General features: G+C 65.1%; 18 protein-coding genes. 4 read left to right on the top strand and 14 right to left on the bottom strand.

Annotation, left to right across the window (positions count from 1 at the left end):
- Window positions 1–613 precede the first annotated feature (613 nt).
- The 7 genes from ASD87_RS07700 to ASD87_RS07730 all read right to left on the bottom strand — a co-directional run bounded on the left by ASD87_RS07700 (window position 614) and on the right by ASD87_RS07730 (window position 7,728).
- Window positions 614–1,336 (bottom strand): ABC transporter ATP-binding protein, encoded by a 723-nt coding sequence (locus ASD87_RS07700; protein ID WP_056319502.1) that lies wholly within the window; start codon window positions 1,334–1,336, stop codon window positions 614–616.
- An 18-nt stretch (window positions 1,337–1,354) separates the two neighbouring features.
- Complete coding sequence (locus ASD87_RS07705; RefSeq protein WP_056319504.1) at window positions 1,355–3,277, bottom strand: ATP-binding cassette domain-containing protein; 1,923 nt, start codon at window positions 3,275–3,277, stop codon at window positions 1,355–1,357.
- A 3-nt stretch (window positions 3,278–3,280) separates the two neighbouring features.
- Entirely contained in the window at window positions 3,281–4,153 is an 873-nt protein-coding gene (locus tag ASD87_RS07710; RefSeq protein WP_006216335.1) for a branched-chain amino acid ABC transporter permease, read from the bottom strand.
- 140 nt (window positions 4,154–4,293) lie between these two features.
- Window positions 4,294–5,457, bottom strand: coding sequence for an ABC transporter substrate-binding protein (locus tag ASD87_RS07715; RefSeq protein WP_056319508.1), 1,164 nt, complete (start codon window positions 5,455–5,457; stop codon window positions 4,294–4,296).
- A 321-nt stretch (window positions 5,458–5,778) separates the two neighbouring features.
- Window positions 5,779–6,720: a LysR substrate-binding domain-containing protein gene (locus tag ASD87_RS07720; protein WP_056319512.1), complete on the bottom strand. Its 942-nt coding sequence runs from the start codon at window positions 6,718–6,720 to the stop codon at window positions 5,779–5,781.
- A 51-nt stretch (window positions 6,721–6,771) separates the two neighbouring features.
- A complete protein-coding gene (locus ASD87_RS07725; protein ID WP_056319514.1) occupies window positions 6,772–7,086 on the bottom strand; it encodes an antibiotic biosynthesis monooxygenase in 315 nt (104 codons plus the stop codon).
- A 9-nt stretch (window positions 7,087–7,095) separates the two neighbouring features.
- Window positions 7,096–7,728, bottom strand: coding sequence for a LysE/ArgO family amino acid transporter (locus tag ASD87_RS07730; protein WP_056319516.1), 633 nt, complete (start codon window positions 7,726–7,728; stop codon window positions 7,096–7,098).
- Between the two features lie 156 nt (window positions 7,729–7,884).
- On the opposite strand from ASD87_RS07730, the gene ASD87_RS07735 reads away from it, so the two are divergent.
- Window positions 7,885–8,784: a LysR family transcriptional regulator ArgP gene (locus ASD87_RS07735; RefSeq protein WP_056319519.1), complete on the top strand. Its 900-nt coding sequence runs from the start codon at window positions 7,885–7,887 to the stop codon at window positions 8,782–8,784.
- A gap of 18 nt (window positions 8,785–8,802) precedes the next feature.
- Complete coding sequence (locus ASD87_RS07740) at window positions 8,803–9,294, top strand: copper chaperone PCu(A)C (RefSeq protein ID WP_056319522.1); 492 nt, start codon at window positions 8,803–8,805, stop codon at window positions 9,292–9,294.
- Window positions 9,295–9,447: 153 nt separating this feature from the next.
- On the opposite strand, the gene gdhA is transcribed toward ASD87_RS07740, so the two are convergent.
- A complete protein-coding gene (gene gdhA / locus ASD87_RS07745; protein WP_056319526.1) occupies window positions 9,448–10,794 on the bottom strand; it encodes an NADP-specific glutamate dehydrogenase in 1,347 nt (448 codons plus the stop codon).
- Between the two features lie 412 nt (window positions 10,795–11,206).
- Window positions 11,207–12,001, bottom strand: coding sequence for an exodeoxyribonuclease III (locus ASD87_RS07750; RefSeq protein WP_056319529.1), 795 nt, complete (start codon window positions 11,999–12,001; stop codon window positions 11,207–11,209).
- 131 nt (window positions 12,002–12,132) lie between these two features.
- Between ASD87_RS07750 and pyrE the strand changes: the two genes are divergently transcribed.
- Window positions 12,133–12,819, top strand: coding sequence for an orotate phosphoribosyltransferase (gene pyrE, locus ASD87_RS07755; protein ID WP_056319532.1), 687 nt, complete (start codon window positions 12,133–12,135; stop codon window positions 12,817–12,819).
- Between the two features lie 51 nt (window positions 12,820–12,870).
- Here pyrE and ASD87_RS07760 read toward each other — a convergent pair whose 3' ends face one another.
- From ASD87_RS07760 to gatC, 5 genes are all read right to left on the bottom strand, one after another.
- Entirely contained in the window at window positions 12,871–13,344 is a 474-nt protein-coding gene (locus ASD87_RS07760) for a type II toxin-antitoxin system VapC family toxin (protein WP_056319534.1), read from the bottom strand.
- Window positions 13,341–13,586 carry a hypothetical protein gene (locus ASD87_RS07765; protein WP_056319758.1) on the bottom strand — a complete coding sequence of 82 codons (246 nt, stop codon included), beginning with the start codon at window positions 13,584–13,586 and terminating at the stop codon, window positions 13,341–13,343. Before ASD87_RS07765 ends, ASD87_RS07760 begins: the two co-directional genes overlap by 4 nt.
- A 124-nt stretch (window positions 13,587–13,710) precedes the next feature.
- The gene (gatB, locus tag ASD87_RS07770) at window positions 13,711–15,168 is read right to left on the bottom strand and encodes an Asp-tRNA(Asn)/Glu-tRNA(Gln) amidotransferase subunit GatB (protein WP_056319760.1); all 1,458 of its coding nucleotides are present in this window, start codon (window positions 15,166–15,168) and stop codon (window positions 13,711–13,713) included.
- Between the two features lie 4 nt (window positions 15,169–15,172).
- Window positions 15,173–16,708 (bottom strand): Asp-tRNA(Asn)/Glu-tRNA(Gln) amidotransferase subunit GatA, encoded by a 1,536-nt coding sequence (gene gatA / locus ASD87_RS07775; RefSeq protein WP_056319536.1) that lies wholly within the window; start codon window positions 16,706–16,708, stop codon window positions 15,173–15,175.
- Between the two features lie 3 nt (window positions 16,709–16,711).
- Window positions 16,712–17,020, bottom strand: a complete 309-nt coding sequence (gene gatC, locus ASD87_RS07780; RefSeq protein ID WP_056319538.1) for an Asp-tRNA(Asn)/Glu-tRNA(Gln) amidotransferase subunit GatC — start codon at window positions 17,018–17,020, stop codon at window positions 16,712–16,714.
- Window positions 17,021–17,249: 229 nt separating this feature from the next.
- Between gatC and ASD87_RS07785 the strand changes: the two genes are divergently transcribed.
- Complete coding sequence (locus ASD87_RS07785; RefSeq protein WP_006216320.1) at window positions 17,250–18,293, top strand: rod shape-determining protein; 1,044 nt, start codon at window positions 17,250–17,252, stop codon at window positions 18,291–18,293.
- Window positions 18,294–18,358 lie beyond the last annotated feature (65 nt).

Consider the following 18,358-nt stretch of genomic DNA (forward strand, 5'->3'; position numbering starts at 1 on the left):
CCATGAGAAAGCTGGTGCATCTATGCTTCGGCGTGCTTAAAACTCGGACACCGTATCGGCCCGACTACGCCTGAACGCTTGACGGTCAAGACGGTATCTAGACATATTAATGCCGCGGCTGCCTGAACCTGCCAAGAGCGTCTGCCGCTGCCGGTGTCTGACACCCTCGGGAGACACCCTCGGTGTGAAGCGAATCTCCCCAGGGTGTCAGACACCTAGAGCAGAAGCAGCCACACGCGAAGCGTCATCGCCCCGACGCAAGACGTCGCGTAAGCCCCCGAAGGCCGCCCGCGCGGCCGCCGCGGGCGGGCCCCGCAAGATCTTTCTCTCTCCCCCCACCGTGGGCAAGAACCTAAAGAACCCCACTCGCCCCACAGACCGCAAAGCTGAATCAACTGGAGCCCGTCGCAGCGGGGGCCGAGGCGCGCGGGGCGTGTAGATGCGCCCGAGGGAAACCGAAGGGAGCCGATGGCGTACGAGGTTGACGAAGGGGCAGTCCGGAGCGAAGGCTCCGGACCGCAATCGTAGCCCCGCGCGCCTCGGCCCCCGCTACGGCGGGCGTCTAAAGAACCCCCCTCAACGCCAGCCTAAACAACAAACACCCCCATAAAACCTAATGCGACCCACCCAAATAAGCCGCCACCACAGCCGGATCATGCTTCAGCTTGTCCGCACTCCCATGCACAGAAATCCGCCCATTCTCCAGCACATACCCATAATCCGCGACATTCAACGCCGCCGCCGCGAACTGCTCCACCAGCAGCATCGTCACGCCTTCTTCCTTGAGCCGCGCAATGATACGGAACACTTCCTCCACCAGAATCGGCGCCAGTCCCATCGACGGCTCGTCCAGCAGCACCAGCTCCGGGTTCAGCATCACCGCACGCGCCATCGCCAGCATCTGCTGCTCGCCGCCCGATAACGTGCCTGCCAGCTGATCGCGCCGTTCCTTCAGCCGAGGGAAGAGATCCATCGCCCGCCCCAGATCCGCCTGCACGTCACCCTTCGGCCGGCTGCCCGTCAGGCGAGGAAACGCGCCCAGCAGCAGGTTGTCCGTCACCGACAGCGTCGGAAACACCCGGCGTCCCTCCGGCGAATGCGCCAGTCCCAAGCGGGCAATCCGATGCGACTCCAGCCCGTCGATGCGCTTGCTGCCCAGCGTGATCTCCCCCGCCGTCGGCCGGATCATCCCCGACAATGCCCGCATCGTCGTCGTCTTGCCGGCCCCGTTCGACCCGATCAGCGTGACCACCTTTGCCTTGGGCACCTCCATGCTGATGCCGTGCAGCACCTTCACTTTCCCGTAGCCTGCTTCCAGATTCTTGATCGATAGCATCTTGTTGTCCCCTTGGCGTCAGGCGGGCGCGCCGCCCAGATACGCCTCGATCACCTTGGCGTTGCTTTGCACTTCATTTGGCAGCCCTTCGGCGATCTTCTGGCCGAAGTCCAGCACCGACACGGTGTCGCACACGCCCATCACCACGTCCATGTGGTGTTCGATGAGGATCAGCGTGATGCCGTGATCGCGCACCTTGCGGATGATGGCCAGCAGCTCCACGATGTCGGGCGCCGTCAGGCCGGCCGCCGGTTCGTCCAGCAGCAGCAGTTGCGGATCCAGCGCCAGCGCGCGTGCGATCTCAAGCAGGCGCTGCTTGCCGTAGGGCAGGTTGCGCGCTTCTTCGTTGGCCAGCGACTCCAGCCCCACGAACTCCAGCAGCGCCATGGCCCGCGCCCGGGCGCCCTGTTCTTCGGTCTTCCACTTGGGCGTGCGCAGCGCGATGGCCGCCAGGCCCGTCGTGAAGGTGTGGTGCAGGCCCACCAGCACGTTCTCCAACGCGGTCATCTCGCCAAAGAGCTGCACGTTCTGGAATGTGCGGGCGATGCCGGCCTCGGCGATATGGGCCGGGGGCAGGCCGACAAGCGACTTGCCGGAAAACTCCACCGCACCGGCGGTGGGCACGTAGATGCCGGTCAGCACGTTCATCATCGTGCTCTTGCCGGAGCCGTTCGGTCCGATCAGCCCGTGGATCGTGCCGCGTTTGACGGTCAGGTCCACTTCGTTCAGCGCCTTCAGGCCGCCAAACTGCATCAGCACGCTCTTGGCCGCCAGCAGTGTCTCGCCTTTGCCGGCTACTGCGTCGGGCACGGCGTCCTGTTCCTTCACCAGGTCCTTCTTCACCGTCAGCGCGGCGCGGCGCGTGGAGAAGAACAGGTTGCGCACGAAGCCCACGATGCCGTCGGGCAGGTAATACACGACGAACAGGATCATGGCGCCGAAGATGGTCAGACGCCAGTCGGTCACGGCCTCCAGCCAGTACGAGAAGACTGCCAGCACGATCGTCCCGATCACTGGCACCGCCACCTTGCGCGGTTCGGTGCGGCCTTTCGAGATGGCCACGGCGCTGCCTACCGTCACCAGGATCGCCACCGCCAGCGCGATCAGGCGGAACGTGCCGATGTCGTCCAGCATCTTGGGCAGCAGCACGATGATCGACGCGCCCAGCAGCGCGCCGGTGCGGCTCTTGCGTCCGCCCATGATGATGGCCAGCAGGAACAGGATCGTGAGTTCGAAGTTGTACGTGTTGGGCGAGATGTACTGTTCCGAATACGAATACAGCGCGCCCGCCAGCCCGGCAAATCCCGCACTGATGACGAACGCGATCACCTTGTGGCGGTACACCGACACGCCCATGCAGTCCGAGGCGATCGGGCTGTCACGCAGGGCTTCGAACGAGCGGCCCAGGTGCGACTTCAGGATCCGGTGCACCACGATCAGCGAGATCACCAGCAGCGCGCCGACCAGCCAGAAATACTCGGCCTTGGTCAGCACGTGTCCGGCGATGGACGGCTTGGAGATCTTGATGCCTAGCGGGCCTTCGGTCAGGAAGGTCATTTCGTTGATCAGGATCTGGATGATCGTGCCGAATGCCAGCGTCACCATCGCCAGATAGGGGCCCGTGACGCGCAGCGCCGGCAGGGCCAGCACCGCGCCGAACGCGGCGGCGATGAGGATGGCGGCGGGTAGCGTCAGCCAGATCGGAATCTGCAGGTGAAAGACCAGAACGCCGGCCACATACGAGCCGATGCCGAACAGGCCTGCGTGGCCCAGCGACACCTGGCCGGTGTATCCCACCACGATATCGAGCCCGAACAGCAGGATCGAATAGATCATGATGGTTTCAATCAGGTGCAGGTAATACGTGTTGGTCACGCCCAGCGGCACGGCGGCCAGGCAGGCCACGGCCACGATGGATAGAAGAAGGTGCAGGGGTTTCATCGCTTACACCTTCTTGATCGCGGTCTTGCCGAACAGGCCGGCGGGCTTGAAGGTCAGCACGAGCAACAGCAATACCAATCCCGGCACGTCTTTGTATCCCGTAGATAGATAGAAACCGGTGGTCGTCTCGGCGATCCCCAGGATCAGCCCGCCCACCACGACGCCCATCCCGCTGGACAGGCCGCCAATGATCGCGACGGCAAATGCCTTCAGGCCGAGCACCGCGCCCATCGTGGCGCCGGTCAGCGTCAGCGGCGCGACCAGCACGCCTGCGAACGCCGCGGTCAGCGACGAGAGCGCGTACGAGAACGTGATGACCATGCCCGTGTTGATGCCCATCAGGCCGGCCGCGTCGCGGTCGTTGGATGTGGCGACGAAGGCCTTGCCGTAGATCGACTTGCGGTTGAAGATTTCCACCAGGATCATCATGCCCAGCGCGCCAAACACCACCAGCAACTCCATCGGCAAGACGTTCGCGCCCAGCACCTGGATGGGCGCCTCGGGCAGCGGCGAGGGAAAGCGCAGGTCGTCGCGGCCCCAGATGTTCTCGGCCACGTTCTTGAAGATGATGCCCAGCGCAATGGTGGCCATGATCCAGCCGAATTCGGATCGCGTCTTGATGGCGGGCCGCACGCCCACGCGCTCGACCAGCGCGCCCTGCGCGAAGCCGAAGATGCAGACGATGGGAATCATGACCCAGTAGTTCACGCCCAGTCCGACAAGCGTCAGACCGACGAGCGCACCCAGCATCAGGGCTTCGCCCTGGCCGAAGTTCAAGGTGCCGGACGTGGCGAAGGTGAGCTGGTAGCCGAAGGCAATGACCGCGTAGATCATGCCTAGCGCGATACCGCTATAGATGAGCTGTAGAAGAATCATGGTGTGTGTCTTGAGGCGCTGTGTTCCGTCCCAACCCCCTTGGGCAGAACGCTGTTTTCAGGCGGCTGCATGCCCCGCGCCCTGAGCTTGGGGCGCGGGCGGCGGCGGCCGGGCAGCCGCCGCCTTCCTGCTTGTTGGGATTAGTTGGCCTTGACGACCCGGCCGCCCTTGACCTCGCCGATGACCACTTCCTTGGCGGTGATCGCGTCGTGGTTGTCGTGCGAGAAGGGCTTGTTGTAGGTCATCACCACGCCCTCGACCGGGGTCTGCAGGTTCTCAAGCGCTTCGCGCACCTTGGGACCGTCGGTGGAGTTTGCCTGCTTGATGGCGGCTGCCAGCAGGAAGATCGAGTCATAGCCCTGCGCGGCCGACACCGGCGAGTCGATGCGGTTGTTCTTGGGCTTGAACTTGGCCAGGTACGCGTCGATGAACGCCTTGCGCTTGGGCGTGTCCGGGTCCTGGATGAAGGTCTGCGGCATGCGCGCGCCTTCGCCGTTGGCGCCGGAGTTGTCGATGTAGTTGGCCATGGACAGCGTCCAGCTGCCGATGATCGGCACCTTCCAGCCCAGCTTGGTCATGCCGTTGGCGATCTGCGCCAGCTCGGGGCCGATGCCGTAGGTCAGCACGGCTTCGGCGCCCGCGGCCTTGGCCTTGAGCAGCTGGGCCGTCATGTCGACGTCCTTGATGTTGAACTTTTCGACGGCCACGGGCTTGATGCCCTTGGCGTCCAGCGCTTTCTCCAGATCTTCGCGGCCCAGCTGGCCGTAGTTGGTGGAGTCGGCCAGGATCGCCACTTTCTTGAAGCCGCGGCGCGTGATCGCTTCTTCGACGATCATCGGGGCCTGGATGCTGTCGTGCGCCGCGTTGCGGAACACGTAGTTGTCGGGGTATTCCGGCGCCTTGAACTGATGCGTGATCACGCTGCCGGTGGCCACGTTGTTGAACACCGGAATCTTGGCGTCCTGGTAGAAGCGCTGGGAGGCCAGCGCCACGCCCGTGTTGATGTAGCCGACGGTGGCGGTCACCTGTTCCTTGTTGATCAGCTCCTGCGCGATCTGCACGCCGCGCTCGTTCTTGGCTTCGTCATCGCGTTCGACGGCGACGAGCTGGCGGCCCAGCACGCCGCCGTTCTTGTTGATCTCTTCGATGGCCAGGCGCACGCCGTCGCGCATGCTGACGCCCATGGAGGACGAGCCGCCGGTGTAGGGGCCGGCCACGCCGATCTTGATGGGGTCGGCGGCGTAGGACGCGGCCGATACGGCAAATGCAAGGGTTCCTGCAAGCAGCTTCAAACGAAAATCCATGGATGTCTCCGTTGTAATTGGGTGAACTGCGTGGAAAGCCGTGTGCCGGCGCCAGTCGGCGTGGGTTGTTTTGTTGGCGCGCTCCTTTATTGCGTGTCGTGACTGTCTGCTTAATCGCTTACGCGAATCTGACCCGGCGGCGCTTTTCCGCGTAAATACCTAGTGCCGCTGCAAGGTTCCTTTCAGACTGCTGAACGTCTTTAGCCTGATGGCGGGCCCGCAGCTGCATCGGCGCGCCGGGCGCGCGCAGACGTGCTGGCCGCATCCTAGCGATCAGGGTGCGGTGTCGTGCGGAAATTCATTCCGCCATCGAGTGGAAATTTATTCCTGACTGGCCTCGGGCCCGCATGGCCATTGGGCTGCGCGCTGGCAGACCTCGGTCAGCCATAGGGAAAACGCCTGGACTGCGCCACCAGGTGCGCGTGTGGTTTCGGTGCACAGGTAGTACTGCGACTCGCCGGGGATTTCCACGTCCAGCAGGCGGACCAGCTTGCCTTCGTCCAGCCACTCGGCGGCCAGCGACCGGCGCGTCAGCGCCACGCCCTGGCCCGCGCGTGCGGCGGCGAGCATCATGCCCAGGTCCACCAGCCACACGCCGCGCGACGGTTCGGGCCAGTCCAGGCCCGCTGCCGCCAGCCACGGACGCCAAGGCTCCATCGGGCAACGCAGCAGGTCGGCGCGGGCCAGGTCCGCCGGGCGCTGGAACGGGCCGCGCGCCGCCTGATAGCCGGGCGAGCACACCGCGAACACGGGATCGTGCGTCAGGGGGTGTGCATGCAGCCCGGGATACTTGCCGCTGCCGAAGCGGATCCACACATCGGCGTTGGGCGGCATGATGTCCAGGTAGGGAATGGACAGCATGATTTCCAGTTCGACATCGGGATGTGCCGCCGTGAAGCCGGGCAGGGCGGGGATGAGCACCTGCCGCGCGAACGTGGGTGTGGACACCACACGCAGCGTTTCCAGCTTGGGTTCGTTGCGCTTGTGCAGCGAGGCGTCCGACAGCAGGTCGAGCGCCGTGCGCACCTGCTCCAGGTATTCGCGTCCGGCCGCGCTCAACGTCGCGCCGCGGCTGCTGCGGATGAAGAGTGTGACGTCAAGCAGGGTTTCAAGCGAGGCGATGCGCTTGCCGATGGCGCTGGCGGTGACGAAGAGTTCTTCGCTGGCCCGCTCGAAAGAGCCCAGGCGGGCGGCGGCTTCGAACGCCTGGATGGCGGCGAGCGGCGGCAGGCGCACGTCTTTGGAAGATGAAGGTCCGCGCATGGAGCGGTGGCGGGCCGGTCCCGCGCCCGACAGAAAGTGGTGAGGCCCCGATTATAAAAGTGCGGGGGCGGGCACGCCGTGCCCGTACTGGCGCAGCACCTGAGCGATCTCCACGCGATAGCCGTCCAGCCATTGCGATTGCGCCGCCTTGGCTTCCAAATGCGCCGGATGCCGGATCAGCGCGTCCAGCGCATCGAGCGTGTCCCAGTAATACACATTGGCGAACAGTCCCCGGGTGGTGTCTTGCCAGGACTCTTCACCGAGGTAGCCAGGCATCGCGCGGGCCGCCTGCGCAATGCGCTGGTCCAGTTGATGGAACGCATCGTCGAACTGCTTTTTCGCGAAGATGAAGGTGGATGTGTACATGGCGGCGCCTCAGACGCCCTTGACCGCCAGGCTGACCGCCAACCCGGCCATGACTGCGGCGATGACCCCGTCCAGGACCCGCCAGGCCGTCGCGCTGGCAAAGAACGGGGCGAAGAGGCGCGACCCGATGCCCAGGACGGCGAGCCACAGCAGGCTGGCCGTGAAGGCGCCGGCCGCGAAGGCCATGCGGGCGTCTTCGAAGCCATGCGCCAGCGAGCCCACCACCACCATGTCCAGCCAGAAATGCGGATTGAGCAGCGAAAAGCCCAGCGCGCCCAGCATGGCGGCGCGGCGCGACGGCACCACGTCGCGGGCGGCGGCGAGACCACCCGTGGCCGTCCAGGCGCGGCGCGCGGACTGCGCCGCGTACCAGGTCAAAAAGGCCACGCCGAACCACAGCACGGCGGTGGTCAGCCAGGGGAACCACGCGGTCAGCGCCTGCAGGCCGGACACGCTCGCGAAGATGAACACCAGGTCGATCAGCGCGCAGATGGCGACGACGCTGAGCAGGTGCGCGCGCATGAGGCCCTGGCGCAGGATGAACGCGCTTTGCGCGCCCACGACAGCGAACAGGCCGAGGCCCGTGGCCGTGCCGCTGGCCCAGGCGGTGAGGAAGGCGGGGGATGACAACGTGGCAAACATGGAAGGGATACCTGTGAAACCGGTGACTGCAACGCCTGTGGCGGCGCTTCTATGGGTTGCCGGGCGCGTGGAGCGGGCGGCATGGTGTGATTTTCCCTTGCCATGCATGTGAAATACAGCTAATTTTCCTTCACTATATTAAGCGCAGCTAATGTCATGAGAATCGATCACGGCAACCTGCGCGCACTGGCTGCGGTGGTGCGCGAAGGAAGTTTCGAGCGCGCGGCGCTGTCGCTCAGCGTCACGCCGTCAGCGGTGTCGCAACGGATCAAGGCCCTGGAAGACCGCATGGGCCGGCTGCTGGTCCAGCGCACCGTGCCCGCCGCCGCCACGGCCGATGGCCAGGTGCTGGTCCAATTGGCCGAGCAGACCGCCTTGCTCGAGCACGATGCGCTGAACCGGCTGGGCGTGGCCGATGACGACATCCCCCACGCCAGCATCCCGATCGCCGTCAATCACGACAGCCTGGAAACCTGGTTCGTCGACGCCGCCCTGCAGTTCGCCGCGCGCACCCGCGCCACGCTCGACATGCTGTCCGAAGACCAGGACCACACGGCCGCCCTGCTGCGCAACGGTTCCGTGCTGGGCGCCGTGACCACGCTGGCCGATCCCGTGCAGGGTTGCCGCATCCATGCGCTGGGCAGCATGCGCTACGTGGCTACCTGCACGCCCGACTTCCACAAGCGCTACTTCGCGTCGGGGGTCAATGCGCAGACGCTGGCCCAGGCGCCCGTCCTGGTGTTCAACCGCAAGGACGCCCTGCAGGCGCGCTTTGCGCACAAGATCGCCGACCCCGCGCCGTGGGAGCCGCCGGTCTGGTGGGTCCCGTCCACACGCGCATTCGTACAGGCGACGCTGGGCGGGTTGGGTTGGACCATGAACCCGCTGCCGCTGGTGCAGGAACACCTTGATGCCGGTCAACTCGTCCTGCTGCGCGGCCGGGCGTGGGAGGACGTGCCGCTCTACTGGCAGCATTGGCGGGTAAACTCCGAGGCCATGGAAGCCTTGACCGACGCGGTGCTGTCAGCCGCCCGCAGCCTGGTCAGGCGCCGTTAACGTCTCAGGAGGACACGCATGAACATCCGCAAGTTTGCCGCCATTGCCGCGATTGGCCTGTGCACCGCCGGTTCGGCGTGGGCCAAGGACTACAAGGTGGGCCAGGTCGAAATCGACGATCTCTGGGTGCGCGCTTCCGCGCCGGGCCAGGCCAACGGTGCGGGCTACATGGATATCGACAACGACGCCAAGGCACCGGACCGCTTGCTGTCCGTGACATCGGACGCCGCCGAGCGCGTGGAACTGCACACCGTGCAGACCGAGAACGGCGTGTCCAAGATGCGCCAGGTCGAAGGCGGCATCGCGCTGCCCGCCGACACCGAGGTCAAGCTCAGCCCGGGCGGCTACCACATCATGTTCATCAAGCTGAAGGCGCCGTTCAAGGACGGCGCCACCGTGCCCGCCACGCTCAAGTTCGAAAAGGCGGGCGAAGTGGCGGTGCAGTTCAAGGTCATGCCGGCCTCGCACAACCCCGGCATGAGCCACGGTCATGGCGGCATGAAGCACTGATCCCGGCAAGCCCGCGTCCCCGGGGCGCGGCAGTCTTGCCAAGTGGCTGCGGCCTTGCCGCCGCCGCCAATAACAAGGCCGACTCGCATTGAGTCGGCCTTTTGCTTGGTCCGCTTACCTGCGCCGCTGCGGGCGAGGGTCAGCGGGCAGCGATCAATACAGGCCTTGCTGGCGCATGGCGTCCGCGACCTTCACGAAGCCGGCGATGTTGGCGCCGTCCAGGTAGTTCACGTACTCGCGCTCGGAGTGGCCGTGACGCACGCAGTTTTCGTGGATGTCGCGCATGATGGCGTGCAGGCGGGCGTCCACTTCCTCGCGGGTCCACGACAGGCGGGCCGAGTTCTGCGCCATTTCCAGGCCCGACACGGCCACGCCGCCGGCGTTGCTGGCCTTGCCCGGCGCGTACAGCACACGGGCGGCAACGAAGGCCTTGGCGGCTTCAAGCGTGGCGGGCATGTTCGCGCCTTCGGCGACGGCCAGCACGCCGTTCTTGATCAGCGTCTGCGCATCCGACAGTTCCAGCTCGTTTTGCGTGGCGCAGGGCAGGGCGACGTCCACGGGCACATGCCACGGGCGCTTGCCGGCCTCGTATTGCAGGCCGAATTGGCGGGCGTAGGTGTCCAGGCGGCCCCGCAGGTCGTTCTTGATGTGCATCAGCGCCACGAGCTTCTCGTGGTTGAAGCCGGCCTCGTCGACGACGGTGCCGTTCGAATCCGACACGGTGATGACGCGGGCGCCCAGGGCCATCGCCTTCTCGATGGCGTATTGCGCCACGTTGCCCGAGCCCGACACGGAAACGCGCATGCCATCAAAGGACTTGCCCACGCGCTTGAGCATTTCTTCGGCGAAGTACACGGTGCCGTAGCCGGTGGCTTCGGGACGGATCAGGCTGCCGCCAAAGGTCAGGCCCTTGCCGGTGAACACGCTGGCGGTCGAGTTGGACAGCTTTTTCATCATGCCGGCCATGAAGCCGACTTCGCGCGCGCCCACGCCGATGTCGCCGGCCGGCACGTCGGTGTCCGGGCCCAGGTGGCGGTACAGCTCGATCATCAGCGCCTGGCAAAAGCGCATGACTTCGGCATCGGACTTGCCCTTGGGATCGAAGTCCGAGCCGCCCTTGCCGCCGCCCATGGGCAGCGTGGTCAGCGAGTTCTTCAGGGTCTGTTCGAAGGCGAGGAACTTCAGGATCGACAGGTTCACGGACGGGTGAAAGCGCATGCCGCCCTTGAACGGGCCGATCGCCGAGCTGTGCTGGATGCGGAAGGCGCGGTTGACCTGGGCGCGGCCCTGGTCGTCGGTCCAGCACACGCGGAACTGGATGACGCGCTCGGGTTCGACCAGGCGTTCGAGCAGGGCGTGTTCAGCGTAGTGGGGATGCTTCTCGACGAAAGGCCACAAGCTGAGCATCACCTCCTGGACGGCTTGCATGTACTCGGGTTGCTGCGGGTCGCGCGCGGCGACGCCACGCAGAAAGTCGTCCAGACTCTGCACTTTCACCATGATCTCCTCGGGGGTGCTTCGAATAGGTGCGGAAATTGCGCCAGATTGGGGCGCGGTCAGTTTGTTTTGGTGCAAGACTGCACCGGTATGGTGCGGCGATTGTAGGGGCAAAATGTTGCCCTGCGCAAAGCGAAAAACCGCGCCATCATGTTGATAACAAACGGATTTTTCGAAGCAAAAATCGGGGACGTATTTCCGGGTGGGCGTCTCGGGATGCGGAATCCAAAGGTGCGCGGTTGGGCGTGATGCTTGAAATATCAGGGGAAATTAATGTGTCCCCGTTTTAAATGTCTGCCTCGTCATAGAGGCGGCTGCCCGTGCCCTCAGGCCACGAGGTCATTGTCAGGCCGCTTGCATGCGCAGCGGCCCGTGTCTCGCACGTAATACGACCCCAATTAAATATTGAGAAAAATCACGCGCGCAAGGTGGTGTCGTAATCGATCGTCAACGGCGCGTGATCCGAGAAGCGCTCGTCCTTGTAGATGGCCACGTTACGCGCCTTGGCGGCGATGCCCGGCGTGGCGATCTGGTAGTCGATGCGCCACCCGACGTTCTTGGCCCAGGCCTGGCCGCGGTTGCTCCACCAGGTGTATTGGTCCGGACGGTCATCAATGGTGCGAAACACGTCCACAAAGCCGCGCTTGTCGAAAACGTCCGTGAGCCACGCGCGCTCTTCGGGCAGGAAGCCCGAGTTCTTCATGTTGCCCTTCCAATTCTTCAGGTCGATTTCCTTGTGCGCGATGTTCCAGTCGCCGCAGATGACGAATTCGCGGCCGGTCGTCTTGTGCTCATGCATCAGGGCATCGATCCACGGCCCGAACCGGTCCAGGAAGCGGTACTTCGCCTGCTGGCGTTCGTCGCCGCTGGAGCCGGAAGGCAGGTAAGCGCTGATGATCGACAGATCCTTCCAGTCGGCGCGGATGATGCGGCCTTCGTTGTCGAACTCTTCACAATCAAAGCCGTTGTTCACGCGCTCGGCGGCATCTCGCAGGTAGATGCCCACGCCGCTGTAGCCCTTTTTCACGGCGTGATGAAAGTGGCCGGTGTAGCCGGGCGGATGGCGCAGGTCGTCGGTCAGGTCCTCGTGGGAGACCTTGATTTCCTGCAGGCACAGCACGTCGGCGGCGTGCTTTTCCATCCACGGTTGCAGGCCCTTCTTGAAGGCGGACCGGATGCCATTGAGGTTGATCGACGTGATGCGCAGCAAAGCGAAACTCCTGTAATGCGGCCGCAGGGGGGCGGACAATGCCAGGAATTTAACCGACTCGGCGGCGCCATCCGGGAAAGTCCCCGACAGCGGATAAAATGCGGGGTCTGCCACCTACCGGAACCCCTTGCATGCCCGCCGCCCAGTCCTCCGTCACCGCCCTGGATTTCGTCCGCTTTGCCTTGAACGAGGGCGTTCTGCGCTTTGGCAGCTTCAAGGTCAAGTCGGGCCGTATCAGCCCCTATTTCTTTAACGCGGGCCTGTTCAACAATGGCCGCTCGGTCGGCAAGCTGGCGCAGTTCTACGCGCAGGCCCTGCTGGATTCCGGCGTCGAGTTCGACATGCTGTTTGGCCCGGCGTACAAGGGGATCCCGCTGTCCACCGCCACCGCCGTGGCGCTGGCCGGCCATCCTGACATGCAGGGCCGCAGCGACGTGCCGTTTGCCTACAACCGCAAGGAAGCCAAGGACCATGGCGAAGGCGGCACCCTGGTCGGCGCGCCGCTCAAGGGCAAGGTCGTCATCATCGACGACGTCATCACTGCCGGCACGTCGGTGCGCGAATCGGTGGAAATCATCCGCGCCGCGGGCGCAGAGCCGGCCGCCGTGCTGATCGCGATGGACCGCATGGAGCGCGCCGGCCCGGACGACGCCTTGTCGCCCCACTCGGCCGTGCAGGACGTGGCCAAGACCTATGGCATCCCCGTGGTCGCGATTGCTTCGCTGACCGACATCCTGGCCTTGCTGCAAGACGATGCGGCGTTTGCCGAGAATCGGGATGCCGTGCTGGCGTATCGGACGAAGTACGGGGTGAAGTAAACGGGCCGGTTTGCCGGAAGCAACACGTAGGGCGGCCAGTGGCCGCCCATTTCATTGGCAAAGATAATGCGCGACGGGTTCGGCGACCCCATGGGGTTGGCCGAACACGGTAACGCCGCTGGCACGCGCCGCGTCCGCCAGCTTTCGGTCGAAGGTGGCCAGACAGGCGCGGTGCCGAAGGGAGAGCTCGAGATAGCTCGCGTCGTAGGCGGTCAAGCCATGGATGCGGGCGATCTCGCAGGTGCACGCGATGTGGTGAGCGGCATCGTCGTGGTCTGGGCGGAAAGGCAGGCTGTCCAGAAGCTGGTTGAATGCAGCGACCTGATCCTGCGAGATACGCCGGCTGCGCTCGGCACGCAGAACGCCATTGGCGACCTCGACGCGCCAGATGTGAGGCACCGTGTTTTGCGAGCCGTGGGCGACGTCGAGCAGGTGCCGGGCAAGGAGCGATTCGTGGACATCCACACGATCGAGCAGCCATGCAAGCGCGACCGACGCATCGGGTACCAGATTGAAGGTGTTCATTCTCTCCCTTCTTCGATCCATTCGCGGATGGTTTCGTGAGAGACGGGGGCTGCTGTCTGCAGGCGCTTCATGGCCTCAAGGGCGTCGTGCGCGTCGAGCGAGGTTTCGGGCAGGACGGGCGTCAGCCTGGCACGGCGCACGCCGTCGACCGCGATGATGAAGTGCTGCCCCTGGTTGAGGGCCTGCAGGTAGTCGGTGAATCGGTGCAGCAGGTCGTTGCTGCTGACCTCGATGTATTTCATGGCCAAGTCTCCGGCGAATTCGACCAGATCATTCTTGGCCAAGCAAAAGGCCGCGGCAAGATGCCGCGGCCTTTGACTTAGTCTGATATTGCGCCGGTCCCCCGTTTGGCGAACCGGCAGCCCATCAACTATCCAACTTCTGCTTCAGCAAGTCATTCACCTGCTGCGGGTTGGCCTTGCCGCGGGCGGCCTTCATGATCTGGCCGACCAGGGAGTTGAACGCCTTTTGCTTTCCGGCTCGGTACTCCTCGACGATGGCCGGGTTGGCGGCCAGCACCTCGTCGATCATCGCGCCGATGGCGCCCGTGTCGCTGATCTGTTTCAGGCCGCGGGACTCGATGATGGCGTCGGCGTCGCCGCCGTTCTCGCCGGCCCACATGGCGCCAAAGACCTCGCGGGCGATCTTGTTGGAGATCGTGCCGTCGATGATGCGGCCGATCAGGGCCGCCAGCGCGGGCGCGGCGACGGGCGATTCGGCGATGGTCTTTTCTTCCTTGTTGAGCACCGCGGCGACTTCGCCCATGACCCAGTTGGACGCAAGCTTGGCCTGACCGGCCGGCAGCGCGTGCGCCACGGCCTCAAAGTAGGCGGCCAGGTCGCGGCTGACGGTCAGTTGGGCCGCGTCGTAGGCGGGCAGGCCGTATTCCGATTCAAAGCGCGCGCGCTGGGCGGCCGGCAGTTCGGGCATGGCGGCGCGGACCTCGTCCACCCAGTCGCCGGAGATCACCAGCGTGGGCAGGTCGGGATCGGGGAAGTAGCGGTAGTCGTGCGCGTCTTCCTTGCTGCGCATGCTGCGCGTTTCGTCGCGGTCCGCGTCGTACAGACGCGTTTCCTGGACCACGGTGCCGCCGTCCTCGATCAGCTCGATCTGGCGGCGCGCTTCATAAATGATGGCGCGTTCCAGGAAGCGGAACGAGTTGACGTTCTTGATCTCGGTGCGGGTGCCGAATTCCTTCTGGCCCACCGGGCGCACCGACACGTTGGCGTCGCAACGGAACGAGCCTTCCTGCATGTTGCCGTCGCAGATGCCCAGCCACACGACCAGGCTGTGCAGCGCGCGCGCATAGGCCACGGCCTCGGCGGCAGAACGCATTTCAGGCTCGGTCACGATTTCCAGCAGCGGGGTGCCGGCGCGGTTAAGGTCGATGCCGCTGGCCGGGGCGCCATTGGCCAGGTTGAAGTCGTCGTGCAGGGACTTGCCGGCGTCTTCCTCGAGGTGGGCGCGCGTCAGGTTGACGGTCTTTTCTTCTTCGCCCACGAAGAACGACAGCGAGCCGCCCACCACCACGGGCAGCTCGTACTGGCTGATCTGGTAGCCCTTGGGCAGGTCAGGGTAGAAGTAGTTCTTGCGCGCAAAAACCGAGCGCGGCGCGATCTTGGCGCCCACGGCCAGACCGAAGCGGATGGCGCGTTCGGCCGCGCCGCGGTTCATGACCGGCAGGCTGCCCGGCAGGGCCAGGTCGACTTCATTGGCCTGCGTGTTGGGCGCGGCGCCGAATTGCGTGCTGCTGCCCGAAAAGATCTTGGAGTCCGTGGAAAGCTGCGTGTGCGTTTCCAGGCCGATGACGATTTCCCAGTTCATGTTCTCAGCCTTGCAGGACAGGGGCACGCTGATGCCAGTCCGTCACGTGTTGGTAGCGGTCGGCGATGGCCAGCAGGCGGCCTTCGTCGAAGTAGTTGCCGATGATCTGCAGGCCGATGGGGCGATTTTGTTTTTCGCCTCCGAAGCCGCAGGGGATCGACATGGCGGGCAGGCCCGCCAGGCTGACGCCCAGCGTGTAGACGTCGGCCAGCCAGTCGGCGGTCGGGTCGTCGCGGTTGTCGCCGATGTTCTTGGCGACCGTGGGCGTGACCGGTCCCATGATGACGTCGCACTGGTCCGCAAAGGCGCGCTGGAAGTCCTGCGCGATCAGCCGGCGCAGGCGCTGCGCCTGCAGGTAGTAGGCGTCGTAATAGCCGTGGGACAGCACGTAGGTGCCGATCAGGATGCGGCGCTTGACCTCGTCGCCGAAACCTTCGGCGCGCGAGCGGCTGATCATCTCGTTCAGGTCGCCGTACTGCTTGGCGCGGTGGCCGTAGCGCACGCCGTCGTAGCGCGCCAGGTTGCTGGACGCTTCGGCGGGGGCGATCACGTAGTACGCCGGAATGGCCAGCTCGGTGCGCGGCAGCGAGACCGGCACGCGCACGGCGCCCAGCGCCTCGAACTGCTCAAGCGCGGCCTGCACGGCAGCGGCCACGTCGGACGCCAGGCCGGCGCCAAAATATTCCTCGGGCACGCCGATGCGCAGGCCCTTCAGGGGCTGGCTGCCGGCGGCGTCGAAGCGCCCTTGCGCGGCGTCGAAGTCGCGGCGCACGCGGCCGGGCTCGTTGACGGCGCCGTCGCACTTTTCAAGGCTCGTGGCGTCGCGCGGGTCAAAGCCGCTGATGACGTCCAGCAGTTCGAGCAGGTCGCGGCTGCTGGGGGCCAGCGGGCCGGCCTGGTCCAGGCTGGAGCCGAAGGCCACCATGCCGTAACGCGACACGGTGCCATAGGTGGGCTTGATGCCGCTCACGCCGCACAGGGCGGCGGGCTGGCGAACCGAGCCGCCGGTGTCGGTGCCGGTGGCGGCAGCGACCAGGCGGGCGGCCACGGCGGCGGCAGAACCGCCCGACGAGCCGCCGGGCACGGCAGCGTGGTCCCACGGGTTCTTCACGGCGCCGTAGGCCGAGTTCTCGTTGCCGGAGCCCATGGCGAATTCGTCGCAGTTCAGCTTGCCCAGCGAAACCGCGCCGGCCGCTTGCAGGCGCTCCACGACGGTGGCGTCGAACGGGCTGGTGTAACCCTCGAGCATCTTGCTGCCCGCGGTAGTGCGCCAGCCGCGCGTGACGAAGGCGTCCTTGTGGGCGATCGGGATGCCCGCCAGCGGACCGGCGGTGCCGGCCGCCAGCGCGGCGTCGGCCGCGCGTGCCTGGGCCAGCGTCAATTCGGCGTCAATATGTAAAAAGCTGTTCAGGCCGCTGGCCGCTTCGGCGGCCGACAAGGCGCTTTGCGCCAGATCGACGGCACTGACTTCGCGTTGGGCGAGGGCCGCGCGCAGGGCGGCGATCCCCTCGAACTGGGTGTGCAGGGCAGGTTTCGTCATGACTTATTCCAGGACCTTGGGAACCAGGAACAGGCCGTCCTGGGCATCCGGCGCGTTGGCCAGCAGTTCCTCGCGGCGGGCTTGCGAACCGGCTTCGGTCACGGCGTCTTCACGCAGGCGCAATACGATGTCTTCGTGGGCGGACAGCGGATGGGCCAAAGGTTCCACGCCTTGCGTATCGACGGACTGGAGCCGCTCGATCAAGTGAAGGATGCCGTTGAGTTCGGCCTGCGCGACGGTGCGCTGGTCGGGGGTCAGTTCGATTCTGGCCAGCCGGGCAATGCGGGCCACATCTTTGTCGTTGAGCGCCATGGGGAATTGCAAAAATCGGTGAGCGAAGGCCGCGGGGCGGGAGTGGGCAGTATGCACATGCCAAACCCGTTACAAAGCTTGAATAGCCTGCATTTATGCGCTATTTCCGGGGAAATTATAAGTTATGATTCACGGTTTAATCGCCGTGATGACAGGCGGACCCGTCGTTTTACGGGCCAAACGCCCCGCGGCTTGACCCCAATTCCCCCCAGAATTTAGCTGAGCTCCCATGTTCGGATTCCTGCGCAGTTATTTTTCCAGCGATATGGCGATTGACCTCGGTACCGCCAATACGCTGATTTACGTCCGCGGCAAGGGCATCGTTCTCGATGAGCCTTCCGTGGTCGCAATCCGTCATGAAGGCGGGCCCCACGGCAAGAAGATCATTCAAGCCGTCGGGCACGAAGCCAAGCAGATGCTCGGCCGCGTTCCCGGCAATATCGAGGCCATCCGGCCCATGAAGGACGGCGTGATCGCCGACTTCACGGTCACCGAGCAGATGCTCAAGCAGTTCATCCGCATGGTGCACCCCCGCAACATGCTGGCGCCCAGCCCGCGGATCATCGTCTGCGTTCCCTGCGGTTCCACCCAGGTTGAACGCCGCGCCATCCGCGAATCGGCCCTCGGCGCCGGCGCCTCCCATGTATTCCTGATCGAAGAACCCATGGCCGCTGCCATCGGCGCCGGCCTGGCCGTGTCCGACGCCAGCGGCTCGATGGTCGTCGACATCGGCGGCGGCACCACCGAAGTGGCCGTCATCTCGCTGGGCGGCATGGTCTACAAGGGTTCCGTGCGCGTCGGCGGCGACAAGTTCGACGAGGCCATCGTCAACTACATCCGCCGCAACTACGGCATGCTGATCGGCGAACCCACGGCCGAACTGATCAAGAAGGAAATCGGCTCGGCGTTCCCGGGTTCCGAAGTCCGCGAAATCGAAGTCAAGGGCCGGAACCTGGCCGAAGGCGTGCCGCGCAGCTTCACGGTTTCGTCCAACGAGATCCTGGAATCGCTGACCGATCCGCTCAACCAGATCGTGTCCGCCGTCAAGATCGCCCTCGAACAAACGCCGCCCGAGCTGGGCGCCGACATCACCGACAAGGGCATCGCCCTGACCGGTGGCGGCGCGCTGCTGCGCGACCTGGACCGCCTGCTGCAAGAAGAAACCGGTCTGCCGGTCGTGGTGGCCGACGATCCCCTGACCTGCGTCGTGCGCGGTTGCGGCGAGGCGCTGGAACACCTTGAGAAACTGGGCGCCATCTTCATCAACGACTAATATTGCCCGCCAGCCCGGAGCCCCGCTTTTTTCTGGCTCCGGCCGCTGCGGGGGCCTCGGACGCG

The sequence above is a fragment of the Achromobacter sp. Root170 genome (genome assembly GCF_001428165.1).
Taxonomy (GTDB): Bacteria; Pseudomonadota; Gammaproteobacteria; order Burkholderiales; family Burkholderiaceae_B; genus Achromobacter; species Achromobacter mucicolens.

What these genes read in the sequence shown, in the direction of transcription:
- ASD87_RS07725 (WP_056319514.1), bottom strand. Translation starts at nt 7,086, where the DNA reads ATGTACACATCCACCTTCATCTTCGCGAAAAAGCAGTTCGACGATGCG.
- ASD87_RS07715 (WP_056319508.1), bottom strand. Translation starts at nt 5,457, where the DNA reads ATGGATTTTCGTTTGAAGCTGCTTGCAGGAACCCTTGCATTTGCCGTA.
- pyrE (WP_056319532.1), top strand. Translation starts at nt 12,133, where the DNA reads ATGCCCGCCGCCCAGTCCTCCGTCACCGCCCTGGATTTCGTCCGCTTT.
- ASD87_RS07760 (WP_056319534.1), bottom strand. Translation starts at nt 13,344, where the DNA reads ATGAACACCTTCAATCTGGTACCCGATGCGTCGGTCGCGCTTGCATGG.
- ASD87_RS07740 (WP_056319522.1), top strand. Translation starts at nt 8,803, where the DNA reads ATGAACATCCGCAAGTTTGCCGCCATTGCCGCGATTGGCCTGTGCACC.
- gatB (WP_056319760.1), bottom strand. Translation starts at nt 15,168, where the DNA reads ATGAACTGGGAAATCGTCATCGGCCTGGAAACGCACACGCAGCTTTCC.
- gdhA (WP_056319526.1), bottom strand. Translation starts at nt 10,794, where the DNA reads ATGGTGAAAGTGCAGAGTCTGGACGACTTTCTGCGTGGCGTCGCCGCG.
- ASD87_RS07730 (WP_056319516.1), bottom strand. Translation starts at nt 7,728, where the DNA reads ATGTTTGCCACGTTGTCATCCCCCGCCTTCCTCACCGCCTGGGCCAGC.
- gatA (WP_056319536.1), bottom strand. Translation starts at nt 16,708, where the DNA reads ATGACGAAACCTGCCCTGCACACCCAGTTCGAGGGGATCGCCGCCCTG.
- ASD87_RS07765 (WP_056319758.1), bottom strand. Translation starts at nt 13,586, where the DNA reads ATGAAATACATCGAGGTCAGCAGCAACGACCTGCTGCACCGATTCACC.
- ASD87_RS07785 (WP_006216320.1), top strand. Translation starts at nt 17,250, where the DNA reads ATGTTCGGATTCCTGCGCAGTTATTTTTCCAGCGATATGGCGATTGAC.
- ASD87_RS07700 (WP_056319502.1), bottom strand. Translation starts at nt 1,336, where the DNA reads ATGCTATCGATCAAGAATCTGGAAGCAGGCTACGGGAAAGTGAAGGTG.
- ASD87_RS07710 (WP_006216335.1), bottom strand. Translation starts at nt 4,153, where the DNA reads ATGATTCTTCTACAGCTCATCTATAGCGGTATCGCGCTAGGCATGATC.
- ASD87_RS07735 (WP_056319519.1), top strand. Translation starts at nt 7,885, where the DNA reads ATGAGAATCGATCACGGCAACCTGCGCGCACTGGCTGCGGTGGTGCGC.
- ASD87_RS07720 (WP_056319512.1), bottom strand. Translation starts at nt 6,720, where the DNA reads ATGCGCGGACCTTCATCTTCCAAAGACGTGCGCCTGCCGCCGCTCGCC.
- gatC (WP_056319538.1), bottom strand. Translation starts at nt 17,020, where the DNA reads ATGGCGCTCAACGACAAAGATGTGGCCCGCATTGCCCGGCTGGCCAGA.
- ASD87_RS07705 (WP_056319504.1), bottom strand. Translation starts at nt 3,277, where the DNA reads ATGAAACCCCTGCACCTTCTTCTATCCATCGTGGCCGTGGCCTGCCTG.